The 17461-nt window shown below is 70.2% G+C and carries 18 protein-coding genes and 3 pseudogenes; 5 read left to right on the forward strand and 16 right to left on the reverse strand.

What is annotated here, in order from left to right; all coding sequences use genetic code 11:
• Window positions 1–94 precede the first annotated feature (94 nt).
• On the forward strand, window positions 95–697 hold the full coding sequence (locus tag NGB36_RS24510) for a helix-turn-helix domain-containing protein (RefSeq protein ID WP_255922640.1): 603 nt from the start codon (window positions 95–97) through the stop codon (window positions 695–697).
• A 549-nt stretch (window positions 698–1246) separates the two neighbouring features.
• Here the strand turns inward: NGB36_RS24510 and NGB36_RS24515 are convergent.
• Window positions 1247–2233, reverse strand: a complete 987-nt coding sequence (locus NGB36_RS24515; protein ID WP_255922642.1) for an NAD(P)/FAD-dependent oxidoreductase — start codon at window positions 2231–2233, stop codon at window positions 1247–1249.
• Between the two features lie 202 nt (window positions 2234–2435).
• Window positions 2436–2747 carry an integrase core domain-containing protein gene (locus NGB36_RS24520; RefSeq protein WP_255922643.1) on the reverse strand — a complete coding sequence of 104 codons (312 nt, stop codon included), beginning with the start codon at window positions 2745–2747 and terminating at the stop codon, window positions 2436–2438.
• A gap of 129 nt (window positions 2748–2876) precedes the next feature.
• Between NGB36_RS24520 and NGB36_RS24525 the strand changes: the two genes are divergently transcribed.
• Window positions 2877–3167: a hypothetical protein gene (locus NGB36_RS24525; protein WP_372509516.1), complete on the forward strand. Its 291-nt coding sequence runs from the start codon at window positions 2877–2879 to the stop codon at window positions 3165–3167.
• Here the strand turns inward: NGB36_RS24525 and NGB36_RS24530 are convergent.
• The 4 genes from NGB36_RS24530 to NGB36_RS24545 all read right to left on the reverse strand — a co-directional run bounded on the left by NGB36_RS24530 (window position 3148) and on the right by NGB36_RS24545 (window position 6460).
• On the reverse strand, window positions 3148–3936 hold the full coding sequence (locus tag NGB36_RS24530; protein WP_255922645.1) for an ABC transporter permease: 789 nt from the start codon (window positions 3934–3936) through the stop codon (window positions 3148–3150). The genes NGB36_RS24525 and NGB36_RS24530 overlap by 20 nt on opposite strands.
• Window positions 3933–4940, reverse strand: a complete 1008-nt coding sequence (locus NGB36_RS24535) for an ATP-binding cassette domain-containing protein (RefSeq protein ID WP_255922647.1) — start codon at window positions 4938–4940, stop codon at window positions 3933–3935. Before NGB36_RS24535 ends, NGB36_RS24530 begins: the two co-directional genes overlap by 4 nt.
• Window positions 4941–5012: 72 nt before the next feature.
• Window positions 5013–5861 carry a DUF4097 family beta strand repeat-containing protein gene (locus NGB36_RS24540; RefSeq protein ID WP_255922648.1) on the reverse strand — a complete coding sequence of 283 codons (849 nt, stop codon included), beginning with the start codon at window positions 5859–5861 and terminating at the stop codon, window positions 5013–5015.
• A gap of 80 nt (window positions 5862–5941) precedes the next feature.
• Window positions 5942–6460, reverse strand: a complete 519-nt coding sequence (locus tag NGB36_RS24545) for a toxin-antitoxin system HicB family antitoxin (protein WP_255922650.1) — start codon at window positions 6458–6460, stop codon at window positions 5942–5944.
• Between the two features lie 224 nt (window positions 6461–6684).
• Here NGB36_RS24545 and NGB36_RS24550 point away from each other — a divergent pair, with 224 nt between their 5' ends.
• Complete coding sequence (locus tag NGB36_RS24550; RefSeq protein WP_255922651.1) at window positions 6685–6909, forward strand: hypothetical protein; 225 nt, start codon at window positions 6685–6687, stop codon at window positions 6907–6909.
• Between the two features lie 34 nt (window positions 6910–6943).
• Here NGB36_RS24550 and NGB36_RS24555 read toward each other — a convergent pair.
• The 4 genes and pseudogenes from NGB36_RS24555 to NGB36_RS24570 form a co-directional block, all read right to left on the reverse strand.
• Window positions 6944–7108, reverse strand: a pseudogene (locus tag NGB36_RS24555) (SAM-dependent methyltransferase); the annotation flags it as partial.
• Window positions 7109–7490: 382 nt separating this feature from the next.
• On the reverse strand, window positions 7491–7838 hold the full coding sequence (locus NGB36_RS24560; RefSeq protein WP_255922653.1) for an STAS domain-containing protein: 348 nt from the start codon (window positions 7836–7838) through the stop codon (window positions 7491–7493).
• 112 nt (window positions 7839–7950) lie between these two features.
• Entirely contained in the window at window positions 7951–9366 is a 1416-nt protein-coding gene (locus NGB36_RS24565) for an alkaline phosphatase family protein (RefSeq protein ID WP_255922654.1), read from the reverse strand.
• A 125-nt stretch (window positions 9367–9491) separates the two neighbouring features.
• A complete protein-coding gene (locus tag NGB36_RS24570; RefSeq protein WP_255922655.1) occupies window positions 9492–9851 on the reverse strand; it encodes an SH3 domain-containing protein in 360 nt (119 codons plus the stop codon).
• Between the two features lie 538 nt (window positions 9852–10389).
• Here NGB36_RS24570 and NGB36_RS33890 point away from each other — a divergent pair.
• Entirely contained in the window at window positions 10390–10656 is a 267-nt protein-coding gene (locus NGB36_RS33890) for a DUF397 domain-containing protein (protein ID WP_255922656.1), read from the forward strand.
• A gap of 266 nt (window positions 10657–10922) precedes the next feature.
• Here NGB36_RS33890 and nrfD read toward each other — a convergent pair whose 3' ends face one another.
• From nrfD to NGB36_RS24590, 3 genes and pseudogenes are all read right to left on the reverse strand, one after another.
• Window positions 10923–11975, reverse strand: a complete 1053-nt coding sequence (nrfD, locus tag NGB36_RS24580) for an NrfD/PsrC family molybdoenzyme membrane anchor subunit (RefSeq protein ID WP_255922658.1) — start codon at window positions 11973–11975, stop codon at window positions 10923–10925.
• Window positions 11975–12865: a 4Fe-4S dicluster domain-containing protein gene (locus tag NGB36_RS24585; protein WP_255922659.1), complete on the reverse strand. Its 891-nt coding sequence runs from the start codon at window positions 12863–12865 to the stop codon at window positions 11975–11977. Before NGB36_RS24585 ends, nrfD begins: the two co-directional genes overlap by 1 nt.
• Window positions 12862–14464, reverse strand: a pseudogene (locus NGB36_RS24590) (molybdopterin dinucleotide binding domain-containing protein); the annotation flags it as partial. The pseudogene NGB36_RS24590 and the gene NGB36_RS24585, both read right to left, overlap by 4 nt.
• Window positions 14465–14641: 177 nt before the next feature.
• On the opposite strand from NGB36_RS24590, the gene NGB36_RS24595 reads away from it, so the two are divergent.
• Window positions 14642–14803: a CDGSH iron-sulfur domain-containing protein gene (locus NGB36_RS24595; RefSeq protein WP_269470545.1), complete on the forward strand. Its 162-nt coding sequence runs from the start codon at window positions 14642–14644 to the stop codon at window positions 14801–14803.
• 19 nt (window positions 14804–14822) lie between these two features.
• Here NGB36_RS24595 and NGB36_RS24600 read toward each other — a convergent pair whose 3' ends face one another.
• The 3 genes and pseudogenes from NGB36_RS24600 to NGB36_RS24610 all read right to left on the reverse strand — a co-directional run.
• A complete protein-coding gene (locus NGB36_RS24600; RefSeq protein ID WP_255922661.1) occupies window positions 14823–15860 on the reverse strand; it encodes an iron-containing redox enzyme family protein in 1038 nt (345 codons plus the stop codon).
• Between the two features lie 22 nt (window positions 15861–15882).
• Entirely contained in the window at window positions 15883–17028 is a 1146-nt protein-coding gene (locus tag NGB36_RS24605) for a YbdK family carboxylate-amine ligase (RefSeq protein ID WP_308288920.1), read from the reverse strand.
• Window positions 17025–17333, reverse strand: a pseudogene (locus tag NGB36_RS24610) (Rieske 2Fe-2S domain-containing protein); the annotation flags it as partial. The gene NGB36_RS24605 and the pseudogene NGB36_RS24610, both read right to left, overlap by 4 nt.
• Between the last annotated feature and the right edge of the window lie 128 nt (window positions 17334–17461).

The following is a 17461-nucleotide window of genomic DNA, read 5'->3' on the forward strand; positions in this document are numbered from 1 at the left end:
GTGCCTCGGAGGACGCCGAGTGCGGGGGAGCGGGCGCGGTCCGAAAACGGCACCCGCTGTTGCCAATTGCGGGACAGGCCGGTGTAATGGCGGCGTGGAACAGTCCCCGACTATCGCCCAGGCCCTCTCCGAGGTCGGTCCCCGGCTCAAGCGGCTGCGCACCGACCGCGGTGTCACCCTTACCGCGCTGTCGGGGGCCACCGGAATCTCCAAGAGCACGCTGTCGCGCCTGGAGGCGGGCCAGCGCCGTCCCAGTCTGGAACTGCTGCTGCCCATCACCCAGGCCTACCAGGTGCCCCTCGACGAGCTGGTAGGCGCCCCGGAGGTGGGCGATCCGCGTGTCCGGCTGAAGCCGCACCGGGTGAACGGCAACACCGTGCTGCCGCTGACCCGCCAGCCTGGTCCGCTGCAGAGTTACAAAATGGTCCTGCCAGCCAGCCGCAAAACCCCGGAGCTGTGCACCCACGAGGGGTACGAGTGGCTGTACGTGCTCTCCGGGCGGCTGCGTCTCATCCTGGCCGACCACGACCTGGTGCTGGGCCCCGGCGAGGTGGCCGAGTTCGAGACCCGGCTGCCGCACTGGTTCGGCAGCACCGGCGAGGGCCCGGTCGAGGTCCTGAGCCTCTTCGGCCGCCAGGGCGAGCGAATGCACGTACGGGCCCGTCCGACAGCCCGCACGCCGGTCTCAGGCACGTGAACCGGGGCGGGCGTGGAATCGAGGCTTCGTCGGTCCGTGACGTACACCCGGGGCAGGGTCTGCCAGTTGGCGGTCGTGCCGGCCGGGTCCTGGGCGGTCGGGTGGTGGCGGTGCAGGGTGCCTGCCGACAGGCCGGCGCCGAGCGAGACGACTGCTGCCACGGCACCCGGCCGATGGATTCGATGCCGAGTCGGCCCCGATCGCCGACGCAAAGCAGTGGCGCCGGTGTGATGCGGAGCCGCATCGACGAGACGCTGGTGGCGGCCGGCCAGAGTCGGCACGTCACCGGCGAGGACGAACACCCGGGTTGACGAGGAACCCGGCCAGGCCACCAGGAACACCAGCAGCACCGTGGGCGCCTGGGACGCCGGCGGCCCGGCGAGGGCCACGTAGGTCACGAGTGCTCCCGCGGCACCCGTGTACAGCGTGCCGAACCCGGGGGACGCGGGAACCCGGGAGACCCGCGGAACCCCTCCCCACGAGGCGACGTCAGGCGCGCGGAGGGAACCCGCGCAATCCCTGGCGACGAGGGGACGTCAGGCGCGTGGGTCAGGACGCGGGGGTGGGCGACACGGACCGGTCGGCGGCCCGGTACTCGGCGAGGGCGCGTTCGATCTCCTCGTCCACCAGGTCGTGGTTGAGGGCGAAGGCGGCGGCCGCCCCCATGCCGGCCGCGGTGACGGCCTGGGCGCGCGAATCCACCACGTTGCCGACGGCCCACAGGCCGGGGCCGCTGGTGCGGCCGGCCCGGTCGGTGACGAGCCAGCCGTTGTCGTCCTTCTCGCAGCCGAGTCCGTCGAAGGCCGCATCGTTGGGGGTCATCCTGGGGAAGAGGAACACCGCGGCGCAGTCCAGCGTCCGCCCGTCGGCGAGTTCCACCGCGTGCAGCCGCCCGTCCTTGGTGAGCATGCTGGACACAGGGCCCTCGGCTACCTTCACCCCCCGCGCGTCCAGGCGCTCCCGCTCCTCGTCGGTGAGCGGCTGGCTGTGCGGAACGTACACGACGTCGTGCGACCACTGGCGCAGCAGCAGCGCCTGCCCGGCGGAGGCCGGGTGGACACCCAGCACGACGAGCGGCTGGTCGCGGACCTCGTATCCGTGGCAGTACGGGCAGAAGATCACATCCTTCCCCCACAGCGCGCGAAGGCCCGGGATGTCGGGAAGTTCGTCGCGCAGCCCCGTGGCGAGGACGACGTGACGGGCGTCCAACGCTGCGCCTCCGGCCAGCCGAACCACGTACCCGCCGGTCTCGCAGGCCTCCACCTGGTCTACCTGACCGTTCATCAGGACGGCGCCGTAGCGGGCGATCTCGGCGCGGCCGGTCTCCAACACGCTGAGCGGGGGGACCCCGTCACGGGAGAGGAAGCTGTGCATGTGGGCCGAGGGGGCGTTCCGGGGCTCCCCGGCGTCGATGACGGCGACGGTGCGACGGGCCCGGGCGAGGACAAGCGCGGCGTTCAGTCCACCCGCTCCGCCGCCTATCACGATGACGTCATACGAGGTTCGTTGGGTCTTGTCGTTGAATGCGCCGGTCATGGCGATCACCTCCGTCGTCAGGGTGCGGTGGGGTGGCATCGCGAGCAAATTTTGTTGCCGTTTCCGGAACACGGCCGGAGGCGCGGAGCGAGGGCTCAGCCGGTGTCGCCGTCGAGGAGGTCACGGTGGCGTGGCAGGCGCGGAGGGCGCGTAGTGCTCCAAAAAATCTTCACCGGGCCTGAGCTGGGGCTTCGGTATGCGGTCAACCGATTCTGCGGTGCTCGCCGATGAGGCCGACGACGGCCTGGCGGCGTTCAATCCGTGCCGCTGGCAGGGGAATGACGGTGGGGTCATCGTTCGGGGCGAGCTGGCCGCGGCCCTGGTGGAGCCTGTGGTCGTTGAAGTGGTCCGCGTATGCGCGCAGGAGCTTCTGGGCGTGGCCACGGCCGAGCAGCAGGACGCGATCGGTGCACCCCTGGCGTACTGGGCGTATGGACCGTTCCGCGTGCACATTGCAGTTGGGGCTGCGCGGCAGCCGTTGCGCTGCGAAGCTGCCGGCGTCGTGGTTCGGCAAGCTCGCCCTGCACCTGCCGCCTCGACCCGCTGACGTACTCCCACCCACCACTGATCAGTCATGCGCAGACCGTAGGTGCCGCTACTGACACCTGGGTTGCGGGGCCCACTGCTCTGCGGGAACAGCCCGATGCCCGGGTCCCTCGGCTCATCACGCACACCGGCCAACCGAAGCGAGCTGGGCCTGGCCGGGATCGCGTCCGGCGGCACCTCCGCCGTACGGCTGATCGCGCCGGCCGAACGGATATGGGTGCAGCGCGAGTTCCAGCCTACGATGTCCGCGTCCCGGGCCCGGCGGGCGGCCGAGAACGCGGACGGGGCGGCGTACGCCGACGCGGTGTCGGAGTACGCCGCCCTCGGGCAGGACGAGCTGCGGGAGGCGGCCCGTGCGGTCGTCTCGGCTACTTCGGATCGCGGTTGAAAACCGCCTTCGACCAGAAGTAGCCGAGCGCGGAGAGAGCCAGGCACCAGGCGACCGCGAGCCACCCGTTGTTGCCGATCTCGCTGCCGAGCAGCAGGCCGCGCAGGGTCTCGATTGCCGGCGTGAACGGCTGGTACTCGGCGATCGGCTGGAACCAGCCCGGCATCGCGTGGATGGGGACGAAGGCGCTCGAGATGAGCGGCAGGACGATCAGCGGCAGCGCGTTGTTGCTGGCCGCCTCGGCGTTCGGGCTGACCATGCCCATCCCGACCGCGATCCAGGTGAGCGCCAGCGCGACCAGCGCCATCAGCCCGAACGCAGCCAGCCACTCCAGGGCCGTGGCATGCGTGGCCCGGAAGCCGATGGCGACGGCGACGGCACCCACGAGTGCCACGCTGGCGACCGACTGCAGCACGCTGCCGATGACGTGCCCGATGAGCACCGCGCCGCGGTGGATCGCCATCGTGCGGAAGCGGGCGATGATGCCCTCGTTCATGTCGTTGGAGACGGACACCGCGGTCCCGACCACGGTGCCTCCGATGGTCATCATCAGGATGCCCGGCACGACGTAGGCGATGTACGCGGAGCGGTCGGCGCCGCCGCCCATGCCCGCGCTCATCACGTCACCGAAGATGTAGACGAAGAGCAGCAGCAGGACGACCGGCGTCAGCAGCAGGTTCAGGGTGAGGGACGGGTAGCGCCGCGCGTGCAGGAGGTTGCGGCGCAGCATCGTGGTCGAGTCGCGCACGGCGAGGGTCAGGGAGCTCATCGGACAGCCCTACCTTCCTGCTTGGGCTGGTTCGGGTGGTTGGAGCCGGTCAGGGCGAAGAACACGTCGTCGAGGTCGGGGGTGTGCACGGTCAGCTCGTCGGCCTCGATGCCGGCAGAGTCCATCCAGTCCAGGATGGAGCGCAGTTCGCGCTGGCTGCCGTCGCTGGGGATCTGCAGCGACAGCGCCTCGTCGTCCCGGGTGACCTCGCGCAGCGCGACGGAGGCGCTCTGATAGGCGGACGGCTCGGAGAAGCGCAGCCGCACGTGCCCGCCGGGGATGAGCCGCTTCAGCTCGTCGGCGGTCCCCTCGGCGGCGATCTTGCCGTCGTGCAGCACCGCGATACGGTCGGCGAGCTCGTCGGCCTCCTCCAGGTACTGCGTGGTGAGGAAGACGGTGACGCCGTCGGAGACCAGCTCGCGGATGATCTGCCACATGTTGTGGCGGCTGCGCGGGTCGAGGCCGGTGGTCGGCTCGTCGAGGAAGATGATCCGCGGGTTGCCGACGAGCGTCATGGCGATGTCGAGGCGGCGCTTCATGCCGCCGGAGTAGGTGGAGGCGGGCTTCTTGGCGGCTTCCCCCAGATCGAAGCGCTCCAGCAGCTCGGCGGCGGTGCGGCGGCCCTCGCTGCGGGAAAGGTGGTGCAGGTCGGCCATGAGGAGCATGTTCTCCTCGCCGGTGATCAGCCCGTCGACGGCGGAGAACTGCCCGGTGACGCCGATCGCGGCGCGCACCCCGTCCGGTGACGTGGCGACGTCGTGGCCCGCGACCTGGGCCTGGCCGCCGTCGGCGGTGATGAGCGTGGACAGGATCTTCACGGTGGTGGTCTTGCCGGCGCCGTTCGGTCCGAGCAGCGCGAACACGGACCCGGCTGGGATGCGCAGATCGATGCCGTCGAGGACGGTCTTGTCGCCGTACGACTTGCGCAGACCGACGGTGGAGACGGCGGCCGGCGACGGGTGACCGTCGGCCCGTCTGGACGTGGGCATGACAGAAGAAGGCATGGGCCCTCCGTTCGAAGGCTGAAGTGGCAGGGGAAGTGGGCGCGTTGGGGGTGGTGCGGGGTATGGAGGCGCTCAGGCCTTGGCGCGGCGGATGTCGATGTTGCCGTGCCGGGTGCGGGCGCGGACCTTGACGGTCTCCTCGGTCTCCTCCGGGGCCTCAGACGGGGTGAGCGTGTTGCGCACCTGGCCGGAGCCCGAGCTGACGTCGAGCCAGGCGGACGTACCCTCGCGGACGCCGACCTCGATGGCGCCGTAGGAGGTCTCCAACTGGGCGGTGCCACGGGCCACTTCACCCAAGCGCAGGGTGCCGTGGGCGGTGGTGGCGGTGACCGAGTCCTCGGCGCGCCGGATCTCGATGTCGCCGTTGGCGCCGCTCACCCGCAGCTCCCCGGTCGCGGCGCCGACGGTCGTGGTGCCGTGAGAGTTCTTCAGGACGGCGGGGCCGTCGACGAGACCGACGCGCAGGCTCCCGGAGCTGGTGGTGATCTCGGCCATGCCCTCGACCCGGTCCACGGTGATCGAGCCGTGCGAGGCGGTCAGCTTCAGCGGGCCGGTGGTGTCGAGGCGCACGTCGCCGGACGAGGTCTTCACGCGGACCTCGCCGAGTCGGCCCTCGCCGAGCACCTGGGTCCAGGCGCCGGTCATGTCGATGCGCGAGCCCGTGGGCAGCTCGACCGTCACGTCGACGGTGCCGGTGCGCCCGAGGCCGAACAGATTGGGCTTGGGTGTCCTGACGGTCAGGACTCCGCTCGCATACGTGACCTCGGTCTGGTCGGCCGTCCGCACATCCTGGTCCTTCTTCGGGTCGCGGGGCCGCACCTCGACGACGGTGTCGAGGCGGTCGCCTGCGGTGAACTGGATGGAACCGGCCTCCACGCGCGCCGTGGCCGAGATCGGTTCGGGAGTGTCGAAACAAGGCATGGCTGTCCCGTCCTCTTGGGTCTTGGGGTGTCCCCGCTGGTGGGGGGTGGTGTGGGTGAAGTGGTGCGGGCGGGGCGCGGCTAGCGCGCCCAGCCCGTGAAGCTCTGTCCGATGGTCTGGGTCCTCTCCGGCGTACGCGGCCGGGTGCCGCCGTCGACCGCGGCCGACACAGCGCGCACCAGCCACGCGTTGACGGACAGGCCTTCGCGGCTCGCGGCCTCCTCGGCGCGGGCCTTGAGGTGGGCCGGCAGACGCAGGTTGACGCGGGCGGTGCCGCCCTCGTCGCCGTCGGCCGGGGCCGGGGTCTTGAACGGTTCGACGGGCGCGGCCGGCTCCGCGGGGGCGCCGCCGTCGGCGGGCGGCGGTGTCACCACGAAGTCGGGGTCCAGCCCGCGCAGCCGTACGTCGACCGAGCCGGGGGCGAGCTCGCGGGTGATCTCGTCCATCGCGGCGGAGAGCACATTGAGCATGGTCAGACGGGTCGCCGACTCCAGAGGAGCGGTGAGCCGCTCGGCCAGTTCGCGGGCATCTTCCCCGCCGGCTTCGGCGGCTACCGCGAGTTCGCGGCGGAGTGTGTCGACATACGGGGCGAGGTCCATGGCGTCATGATGGCATCACTATGACGCCATACGCAAGTCCGGATGGCGCCTTGTGTGAGGGTAAGCTCCAGAGTGGCCGCCCTGAACTGAGGAGATATGAAGAGGGCGACCTGAGTCATTGCGGCGCCGTGCGTGCTCATGCGCTTTTGAGGGGTGTGGAGTGGCGCCGAGTGGCGCCGGATGGCGCCGAGCCGGTGCCACTCGGCGCCATGTATTGCCATGTGATGTCGCAAGAGGGTGGTCTGCCGCGCCTCGCGGCCTGCCGCTGGGCCGAGCCCACCCGAGGCGGCACGATCGGGCCCGCCCCGCCTGGCCAGGGCGTGCTGAGGTCGCGATCAGACGCGCCGACCCGGATCCCCCCAGGTGGACCCGGCGCATTCGGCGACGCCGACGCGGTGGGAGGCGCCATGACCAGCCTCGCCGCCACCGGTCTGATCATGGACGGCTGACCACCACGCTGCGAAGCCGACGCATCCTCGCCCCTCAGCTCACGGGAACGAGGGTCAGGTAGGCCAGGCCCATGACGCCGCGATAACCCCGGAGCCACATGCTGCGGTGGTGGTCTACGCGGTCGCGGGTCTCCTTTGCCAGGGGGTGGTCGGGCCGGGCGGCGAGCCATTCCGCGACGTCGGACTGGTAGGCGGATTCGAGGGCTCAGCTGTCGGCGACACCGGTTTTCCGTGCGGCGGTGCCAGTGCGGCCAATCTCCCCTTTGTCTTCGATCGCTTCTACCGCTCCCCGACCGCCCGCTCCCTACCCGGTTTCGGCCTCGCCATCGTCCGCCCAATTGCCGAGACCTACGGCGGCAGCACCACAGCCGAACCCTGGAACACGCAAGACGGCTCCGCATGACCATCCCACCCCTCACCTAAGCCAAAGGCCACATGGCCAGCACTGGCAGAACCCGCTGGTGACCTGGCATGAACGGCTCAGAAACGCACTGAACGGGCCGTGGAATGCCCTCCGGGCCGGCGGCTGGGTGCAATTCGAGACCTCTTCGCCGAGCATCAACGATGGTCGGCCTCATGGGTCATGCGGGGCCGCCTTGCGGCCGCTGGACCCCGAGCACCTCCGCCAGGCCGAAGAGGCGGATCAATTTCACCACGGTCGGCGCAGCCACCCCGGTCACCTGGAAGTCGATCCCGGCACGTCGGGCCTGTCGCCGTCCACCCAGAAGAACACCCAGGCCACAGCAGTCACAGAACTCCACCCGCGTAAAGTCCACGACGATCCGGCCCGGCCGCCTGTCCAGCGCGGCCTGCAATGCCTGTTTCAGGCACGGGCCGGTGGAGACGTCGATCTCTCCGGAGATGGTCACAGTGACCTGTCCTCCATCTGAGGAGACGGCGGTGCCGAGCCCCCCTTCGGCGGCGGTCATCAGCGACCCTCCGGTAGCAGCACCAGGCTGGATCTCTTGCTACGACGATAGTCCCCGTTCGCTTCGCCGTCACCGGGATCCCGGCCGGTTACCAGCAGCGGCGGCCGGCGGCTCACCGTCGCCGGCGCCGACCGGATTCCTGGTGCGGCAGGCCCTGCCGGGCGGCAGGGACGACCGGCTTGGGCAGGGTGGCGGCATCCTGTTGGACCTGCGTCAGTAGCCGGGCGGTGTTCTTCGGCAGCTGCGGCGGGTGCCTCATCGGCGCATCGAAGCTGAACGCCGAGGTCAGATCGCCGAAGGTGCGGCGCCTCCACGCGCTGATGTTGGGTTCCGCCACGCCGGTGATGCGTTCGAGGAACCGCAGGCACGAGGTGTGGTCGAACGCCTCTCCCGATATCCGCCCGCCCACGGTCCAAGGGGAGACGATGATGCACGGCACCCTGAAGCCGGCGCCGATCGGCCACCCGCCGATGAACTCCTGCGACGTACCAGGCACGGGCGTGGGTGGTAGAACGTGGTCGAACAGACCGTCGTTCTCGTCATAGTTGAGGATGAAGGCGGTCTTGTTCCACACCTGCGGGTTGGAGGCGATCGCCTCGATCTTCGAGGCGACGTAGTCGGCGCCCGCGGCCGGCAGGTAGTGGGGATGCTCGCACTGGTAGCAGGGGGCGATGATCCAGGAGACCGTGGGCAGGCGGTCACGGCGCGCGTCGTTCTCGAAGGCGCCGGCCGGCTGGAAGGCCATGCCGTTGTCGTAGAGGGGGTTGCCGGGTTTGGCGTCCTGGAACCGGGCGAAGTTCGCCAGCATGTTGCAGCCGTTGTTATCGACCTGCTGGTACACCTTCCAGCTCACGCCCGCCGCTTGCAGCCGTTCGGCATACGTCGTCCAGGTGCACCCGCCGGCCGGGGCGGCATCGCCGAGGATCGGCCCGCCGTGGCGGCCGTTCGGATCGATCGTCCCGGTCATCCAGTACATACGGTTGGGCCAGGTCGGCCCCATCACCGAGCAGAAGTAGTTGTCGCAGACGGTGAAGGTTTCGGCCAGCGCGAACTGGAACGGGATGTCCTGGCATGTGTAGTAGCCCATGACGTACGGGGCGTCCGCGCCATCGGCTGCCCAGTGCGCCGGCAGCCAGTTGTCCATCTTCCCGCCGTTCCACGCCTGGTGCTGCACCTGCCAGGCGTGGCTGGTGGACGGGATGGCCTGGGCGCTGGTGGTACGCGTGTCGAGGTGGAACGGGAGCAGATAGCCATCCGGATTCTGCGGATCTGGCTGGTGGAACACCGGCCGGCCAGTGGGCAGGACCAGGGGGTGTGGATCGTCGAACCCGCGTACCCCGGGCATGGTGCCGAAATAATGATCGAACGAACGGTTCTCCTGCATCAACAGCACCACGTGCTCGATGTCCGCCAACGACCCGGGGCGCCGCGGTCCGGCGACGACCGCTTTCTGGACAGTTGGCGGCAACAGGGACAGGGCTGTGCCGCCGACCAATCCCAGCAGACGGCGCCGAGTGATATCGGACATTTTCATACCTGCCCTTCCCGCCGCGGCCTCGTAGCATGGGCCGAGCCTCCAGGTGGATCTGGTGACGTCCGGCCCCGCCCGGCGCCGCGCCGGGCGGGGAGTGCATGGTTTTTCGTCACGGTGCGTCAGCTGTTGCACCATGGGACGTAGTCGTAGTTGTTGACGTAGTAGGCGGACACCCAGCCCTGGTCGTCGGCGAGCTGGTACCAGCGGTCGTTGCCGCCGACGTTGGTGCCCTCGGTCTTGCACGTGATCCACACGTGCATGCCGTTGTTGACCGTCCCGGTGATCCAGTGGCCGGTGCCGGGCCCGTAACGGACGTTCAGCGGCTGCGGAGAGACCACCCGGCCCTCCACCGACTGTCCGTAGCCGTAATCCGCCGACGTGGTCGCCGAGGCACCCATCGCCCCGGCCAGCGTGCCGGCCGCGATGCCACCGGCAAGGACAACCGCGGCAGCGGTCCTGCGCATGGAGTGACGATTCATCATGACGCTCCTTTCGCCAATACAGGCACATACAATGGGATTTGCGGCTTTGCCCGTATTGCTACGGAGATTCTGCCCATGTGATGATCTGCGCCACGCCGCTCGATGGAGTGAAAGACTGGGTAAGGCCCTTGACTCATCTCACAGTTAGCGCATAGCGAACGAAGGGCCAGGAAGGCCCTCGCGAAGGGAGCCGTCCCGCGTACATGTTTGATCGAATTCAAACTCGGCGTCTGCGACGGAGCCTGGGGCAAGGGGAATGTATCGGCCTAACAGACCGTGTACCGGCGGCGCCCGTCGGGTTCGTCAAGCCAGCCCGTGCGGCCGGTGGCCTGCAGGCAGACGTGGATCTCCCTCACGGCGGGGCCCCAGAGCGTTGCACCGCGATCCCTGGCGAAGCGGAACGGTCCAACAGCTCGTCGGCCTTGGTGAGACGGCCGGGGGAGGGCACGAATGCTCAGGGTTTTGACGGGACCTCAACCCGCTGGTTATAACGTTGAGTTCTGCGGGGGGACGCGTCGAGTCATGGGGTTCGTACATGTCCGCACACGCAGTCATCGCACGGCCTGGGCGGTACCCGGTCTCTTTGATACGCACAGTAGGCTCGCCACCTCTGCGGTGGATCGCCTCTTCTTACCAGTTGCCGGGCGAGGAGAACGGCGGCGTTGCCGTGGCCGCCTGCGCCCACGGTGTGGTAATCGCTGATACCGGTTCGCCCGTGTCACCGGTCCTGGTCTTTCCCGACAGTGTGTTCCGCCGCTTCGTCCACGCCGCGGCCTGCAGCAGCCGGATCTGCCGGGATTGAGCACTCGGGGGCCCATCACCGGCCGCTCTGTCGGCGTGTCTGCCGGAGGCCAAGATTGCCCGATTTTGGGCAACGTCAGAACAGCCGTCGCCCTGGCGGCGGTGCTGGCGCCCTCCTCCGGGGAAGGGTTCGGCATCGCCTGCTTCTCCGGCGGCGGGTTCGACAGCCTGGCCGGCAAGCAAGACGCTCCGCCATGCGGGCCCGCTCCAACATCTCGGCCGGACCGAACTCCTCACTCGTGAGGAAGCAGCCGTAGGTGGTCACGATCACTTGCCTTCCTTGCGTCGATCGCGGGGCTGCTCGTCGCCCCCCGCCCGGCGGCGACGCTCTTTCCGACGCTCGCGCTGGGGTACGACGGTGTACTTGGGGTCGCGCGCCGACTCCATCCCGGCATGGAAGATCCCGAACCGGGTGCAGGCCGAGGCGGCGAGCAGGCAGGCGCCGCAGACCGCGCTCGCGGCGCGGCCGCGGCGACCGAACAGTGCGGCGCCCGCCGCTCCGGCGAAGGAGAGCGCCTCGGCGGCCCGCATCAGGCGCCCGGCGGTACCGACCTCGTAGGCCTCGGCGACCATGCCGAGGCGGCGGCGCATCGCCCGCGTCGCCGCGGCCTCCAGCGTCACTCCGAAGAGCGCGGCGCTGCGCGCCAGACTGTTCTCGGCGGTCGGCGCGGCCAGCAGCGCCATGCCGGATGCGGCCGTGGCCGCGGAGCCGGCGAAGACGAAGGGCAGTTCGCGATAACCGTCGTGCCAGGCGGGCACGGCGGTGTCGGCGGCGAGCACCGCCGTATAGGTGGAGACGAGCGGACCGAGCGAGGCGGCCGTGGTGGTCGCAGCACGGCCGGTCCGCGGCAGGCGGCCGGCGGCTTCCAGCGCTGCCGCGGCGCCCGCCATGGGACCGTAGGCGGCGAGCAGCCAGGAGCCCAGGTTCATCGGTGAGGTGGGCTTGAACACCCGCAACATGTTGACGAAGCGTTCGGGGCGGCCGAGGTCGTGGATGAGGGCAGCCACCGAGCCGGTGACGGCGACGGCCGACGACGCCTTCAGCGCTCTCGCCGTACGCTCTCGCCCCGTCAGCTCGGCGGCGGCGAGAACGGATCCGGCGCCGGCGAGACCGCCGAGGAAGAAGTAGCCGGCGATGTCCCGGGCCTGCCAGGTGGGCGGGTTGAGGACCGGCTTGCCGTAGTACGAAGTGAACTCGGGGGCCGGAACCATCGCCTGTTCGCCGCCGCCTCCGCGGCGTCGGGTGCGGGTGCCGGTGCCGCCGGATGCCTGGCGGCCGGGGCGCTCGCCGCGGATGCCCCGCCTCGTCACATCGCTCATCACCGGCTCCTTCCGGCGGCCGCGGCGGCCGCGGCGACCCCGCCGAGGAGGCCGGCGGCCGCGGCCGCCGCGTACCGCCACATGGCGGGCAGGTCGCGCGTGGTGACGACGGGATCCGGCGGCAGTCCGTACACCTCGGGCTCGTCGAGGAGGAGGAAGAACGCCCCGTCGCCTCCCACCCCGTCCTCCGGATCCTGCCCGTACAGGCGTGCGCCGGGCACGCCGTCGTCGTGGAGCTGGTCGACCCGCAGCGCGGCGCGTTCACGCAGTTCATCGAGCGGACCGAACTGGATCGAGTCGGTCGGGCAGGCCTTGGCACAGGCCGGCTCCTGCCCGGCGCCGAGCCGGTCGTAGCACAGGGTGCACTTGAACATCCGTCCGTCGTCCGGGCGTTGGCCGATGACGCCGTACGGGCAGGCCGGAACGCAGTAGCCGCAGCCGTTGCAGATGTCCTCCTGGACGATGACGGTGCCGAACTCGGTGCGAACGAGGGCGCCGGTAGGGCACACGTCCAGGCAGGCGGCGTGAGTGCAGTGCTTGCAGACGTCGGAGGCCATCAGCCAGCGCAGCTCCGTCTCGCTGTCACTGTCGGGCGGAGCGCTCGGGTCGGGAGCCCCGACGGGGCGGGTCTGCTCCACGAAGGCGACGTGCCGCCAGGTGGAGCCGCCGAGGCCCTGGCTGTTGTCGTACGACATGCCGGTGAGGTCGAGGCCGTCCTCGGGGATGGCGTTCCACTCCTTGCAGGCCACCTCGCAGGCCTTGCAGCCGATGCAGACGGACGTGTCGGTGAAGAAGCCGACGCGCTCGGGGTGGTCGGCGTGGCCGGCGTCGCCCGCGGGGTCGGGTTCGGCCCCCGCGAGCAGGTTGCGGCCGATGAGGGAGTCGGTCATCCGCGGACCTCCGTTCCAGTCTGCCGGGTGATGCCGGCCCTACGCTGGTAGTCGTGGAGGAGGTCCAGCAACTCGGGACCTCGGGGGCGGCGGCCCGGACGGATGTCGACGGTGAGCGCCTTGACCTCCTGGATGTGCACGTTCGGGTCGAGGGCGATGGAGGCGAGCTCGTTGGCGGCGTCGCCGCGTGAATGCCCGTTGGGTCCCCAGTGGTAGGGCAGCCCGATCTGATGCACCGTGCGGCCGCCGACGGTCAGCGGGGTCATCCGCTCGGTGACCAGGACCCGCACCTCGATCACGCTGCGGGCGCTGACGATCGTCGCCCAGCCGGCGTGCGCCAGGCCGCGTTCGGCGGCGAGCTCCGGGGAGACCTCGCAGAAGAACTCCGGTTGCAGCTCCGATAGGTAGGGCGACCAGCGGCTCATGCCGCCGGCGGTGAAGTGCTCGGTGAGCCGGTAGGTGGTCACCACGTACGGGTAGACCTCGCTGCCCGGCTCGTCACCGCTGGGGTGGTAGAGGTTGTGGTCCCGGCCGAAGACCTGCCGTACCGGACTGCGTTGCTGACGGTGGTAGATCGGGTTGGGTACGGGCGAGTCCTGCGGCTCGTAGTGGGTGGGTAGCGGTCCGTCGACGAGCCCGGCCGGGGCGTACAACCATCCCTTGCCGTCGGCCTGCATGATGAATGGGTCGTTGCCGGCGAGGGCGTCAGGGCCCGTGGCGTCCTTCGGCGGCCGGTGGGAGGGCGGGCGGTCGGGGACGTCGTGGCCGTCCCAGCGGCCGTGGTCGGCGTCCCACCAGATCAGGGCCTTGCGTTCGCTCCACGGCTCGCCACGCGGGTCGGCGGAGCAGCGGTTGTACAGGATCCGGCGGTTGGCCGGCCACGACCAGGCCCATTCAGGCGCGACCCAGCTCTGCTCGGTGTGCGGTTTCTTGCGGGCGGCCTGGTTGACACCGTCACGCCGCAGTAGATCCAGCAGCCGCACGAGGTCGAGCCGTCGTCGCGCAGTTCGGTGTAGGCGCTCAGTGGGGCGCCGTCCGGTCCACGGCCGTTGATCTCGGCGAGCACGGCCTCGGCGCTGGGCTCCTCGACGGCGCCCTCGGTCGGGTAGTCCCAGGTCAGGTCGAGGACCGGCCGGTCGATCGGGTCCTCCGAGCCGGCGAGGCGCTCCTTGCCTTGAGCAGACTGACGACGTACGAGCGCATGTTGCTCCAGAAGCCCTTGTCGGCTTTGACCGCCTGCACGAAGGAGTCCAGGTCCTCGTGCTGGTGGGCGTGGGGCATGGGGATGTATCCGGGCAGCAGGTTGAACAGGGTGGGGATGTCGCTCGAGCCCTGGATGCTGGCGTGGCCGCGCAGCGCCTGGATGCCGCCGCCAGGGCGGCCGATGTTGCCGAGGAGCAGTTGGAGGATGGAGGCGGTGCGGATGTACTGGGCCCCGACGGTGTGCTGGGTCCAGCCAACGGCGTAGACGAACTCGCTGGTGCGGTCCGGGCCGGAGTTGTCTACCTGGTCCCGGCAGACCTCGTGAAAGGTGTCGCGCGGTATGCCGCAGGTGCGCTCGACCAGTTCGGGCGTGTAGCGGGCGAAGTGTGAAGGCAGCCGTCGTGGACAGGGTCGCCGAGCCGTTCGGGCCGGTGATGCGCAGCCAGGCCCCGTTGCTGCGAGCGCGTGGGCTGCTTTCGGCGCAGCAGACGTCGGAGGAATTGGTGATCATTCGTGCCGACCGAGCGTAACGCCCCTGACCTGCGGCGGGTCAGGCTCGTCAAAGACGGGCCCATGCTGGTCGACGGCCCGGTCGAGGTAGAGCTTGAGGACGGCACGAGGGTGACCTCCGACCGCTTCGTCGTCGCGGTGTGCCGGTGCCGGCGCAGTGCTTCCTACCCCTGGTGCGACACCAGCCACCGGCGGGGACGCCGCCCGCGGGAGTCGCCCGGGTGAACCGCCGCTGCCTCGATGGTCACGCCACGGCGGGCAGCGGGGTGAGCAGGGAGGTCATGCCGTAGTGCCACGAGCCGAGCAGATGGTCTGCCAGCCGGGCGTCGAGCATGGAGGTGGCCTGGATGCCGAACACGGCGTCTTGGGTGAGCCCGGGCTCCTCCGCCAGCAGGGCGCCGAGCACATCGTGGCGCATCACCTGTTCGTGGACGGCATCGGCCTCGATGTGTTCGCTGTAGAAGCGCCGACAGGGTTCGGGGGCTCCGAGCCGGTCGAGCGCGCGCACCATGCGCTTGGCGCTCGGCGGGTTCGCGATCTCGGCCGCGGTGAAGTGCCCCACCAGAGCACCCCGCAGAGCGCGGTGCAGGCCCAGATACGACATCAGGTTCACGGTGGCCAGGGTGACGGCGGGTGCCGTGTCGAGGTAGCGGCCGTACCTCGCTTCCAGGCCGGCTGCGACCAGAAGATCGGCGAAGAGGTGGGCGTGGACACGCTCGGCGTGGCCACCGCCGAACTCGTCGTATTCGACGGCGACCAGCGCGGCTTTGGCCAGCCCGCGCAGTCGCGGGATCACCCAGGCGTGCGGATCGGCTTCCTTGAGGTGGTACAGGGATCGGTGGGCGAAGAACTCCCGCATGTGCCACCAGGTGCCCTCGTCTGCGAGGAAATGGGAGACTCCGACCGCGGGCCTCGGCTCGGTCAGTAGCGCGGACAGCTCGCCCTCGATGTCGTCCCCGCCGGCGACCCCGTTGAGGAGCTCCATGTGGAAGGAGCGTTCCAGTGCCGCCCGCAGCTGCAGCAGCTCGGGATCCCACTCCCACTCCGGGTCGACGCCTTCGAACCCTCGGTAGTGCAGCTCGTAGCTGATGTACAGCGCCAGCTGGACGTCCTCGCCGAGCGGGTCCTCCCACTCGACGTCACCACAGGCCAGGGCACCAGCACCGGCACCGGCTCGACGGGCGAGCGCATCGACAATGGAGGCCGAGACCGGCCCTCGCGGCCGGGGGAGACGCGGTTCCTCCGCCGCCCTTCTGATCTGCGTGCTGGTCCTCGCGGTCATGGCTTCTCCGCTTGCGCGATGTTCACTTCATCGTCCGCCGCACCGGCCCGGTCTGCACCTCGGCGTGCGCTTCGTCGGGCTGGGACGTCTGCGCGACGAGCATGTCGACGACCGCCGCCAAGCCACCGGCGGCGGCGCGCCGCTGCCGGACGGCACCGGTCCCACGCGCCCTGAGTCGGGCCAGGGCGGTGCGCACCATCCTCAGGTCGCCGCTCTCCTCGAGCGCCGGAGCGATCCGGTCGATCATTTCGGCGACCAGTCGGCGTGTGGGCACCCGGCGTTCGAGCACTGGATGGACGGCCGCTCCGGAAAGGCCATACCGGGCCGCGGACCACACGGCGGCGGCCGCCACTTGGTCGCTGGGCCGACAGGCTTCCCGTCCGGTGCCCAGGTCGGCGAGAGCGGTCCGGACCAGGGCACGGACCAGGGCGGCCTGCAGCATGGTCTCCCAGACGCAGCCGAGCGCGTCGGCGGCGCGTACTTCGACGGTGGGCCAGCGCGGTGAGGGCCGTGCGTGCCAGAAGGACGTCGCGTGGTCCATCAGGGTCCCGCACACCACCAGCCGTTCCACCTCGGCGTTGCAGGCGGCTGCCGAGTCGAACCAGGGCGGGACGCCGGCGCCGGGGAAGCGTGCCTGCTCCAGGATGCGCCAGCTGGCGTAGCCAGAATCCCGGCCCCGGTCGAAGGGCGAGTTCACCGACAGCGCGAGCAGCGTCGGCAGCCAGGGACGCAAATGGTTGACTACCGCGACTGCCGTTTCGCGGTCCGGCACGCCCACGTGGACGTGGCAGCCGCACACTTGGTAGTCGGCGGTTTGACCGGCGTACGCCCGGCCGATGCTCGCGTAACGCCGGCCGTTCGTGAGGTCGACGCGGCCTTCGAGAACCGGGGTGCCGCTCGACACCAGGCACGCCCCCTCCGTATGTGCCGCCGCACCCAGCAACTGCCGCCCGGCATTCACCTGGGCGGCCAGGTGGCCCAGGTCGGTGCAGACCCCGGTCGTGGCTTCCACCTGGCTCCGCATGAGCTCGGGATGGACGGTTACTTCCAGCGTGGCCGGCCGCTCCTTCTCCGCCCGCGCCAGGACCTCAGCCGCGCGCGAGAGAGCGGCGCGAGTGCGGGTCGACGAGGAGAAACTCCTCCTCGACGCCCATAGTCCACCCCTCAGCGGACGTCGGCATCACGCGGCTCAAGCGGCGATGTGGCCGGACCATGCAACACCGCGCCGTCGACGTCGAAGCGGGAGCCGTGGCAAGGGCAGTCCCAGCTGCGTTCGGCGTCATTGAACGCGACAAGGCACCCGAGGTGGGTGCAGACGGCGGAGACTGCGTGCAACTCCCCGGCGTCGTCCCGGTGGACTGCACAGGGGCGCCCCTTCAGCCGTACGACGGCGCCCTCGCCCGGCGGGACCATGGCCACCGAGCCGACCCGGGGCGGGCGCAGCCGGTCCCCGACGAAGTGGCGGGCGGTGGCGAGATTGGCTTTGCCCCTCCGACCACCGCGACATCGGTCGCCAGATCGTCGCCCAGCGGGCGATACTCCGTCGTCCCGGCCGACTCCAGCCAGTACGACATGGACACGCCCGGAATAGCCTTCATGAT

The organism is Streptomyces humicola, assembly GCF_024436035.1.
GTDB classification, from domain to species: Bacteria; Actinomycetota; Actinomycetes; order Streptomycetales; family Streptomycetaceae; genus Streptantibioticus_B; species Streptantibioticus_B humicola.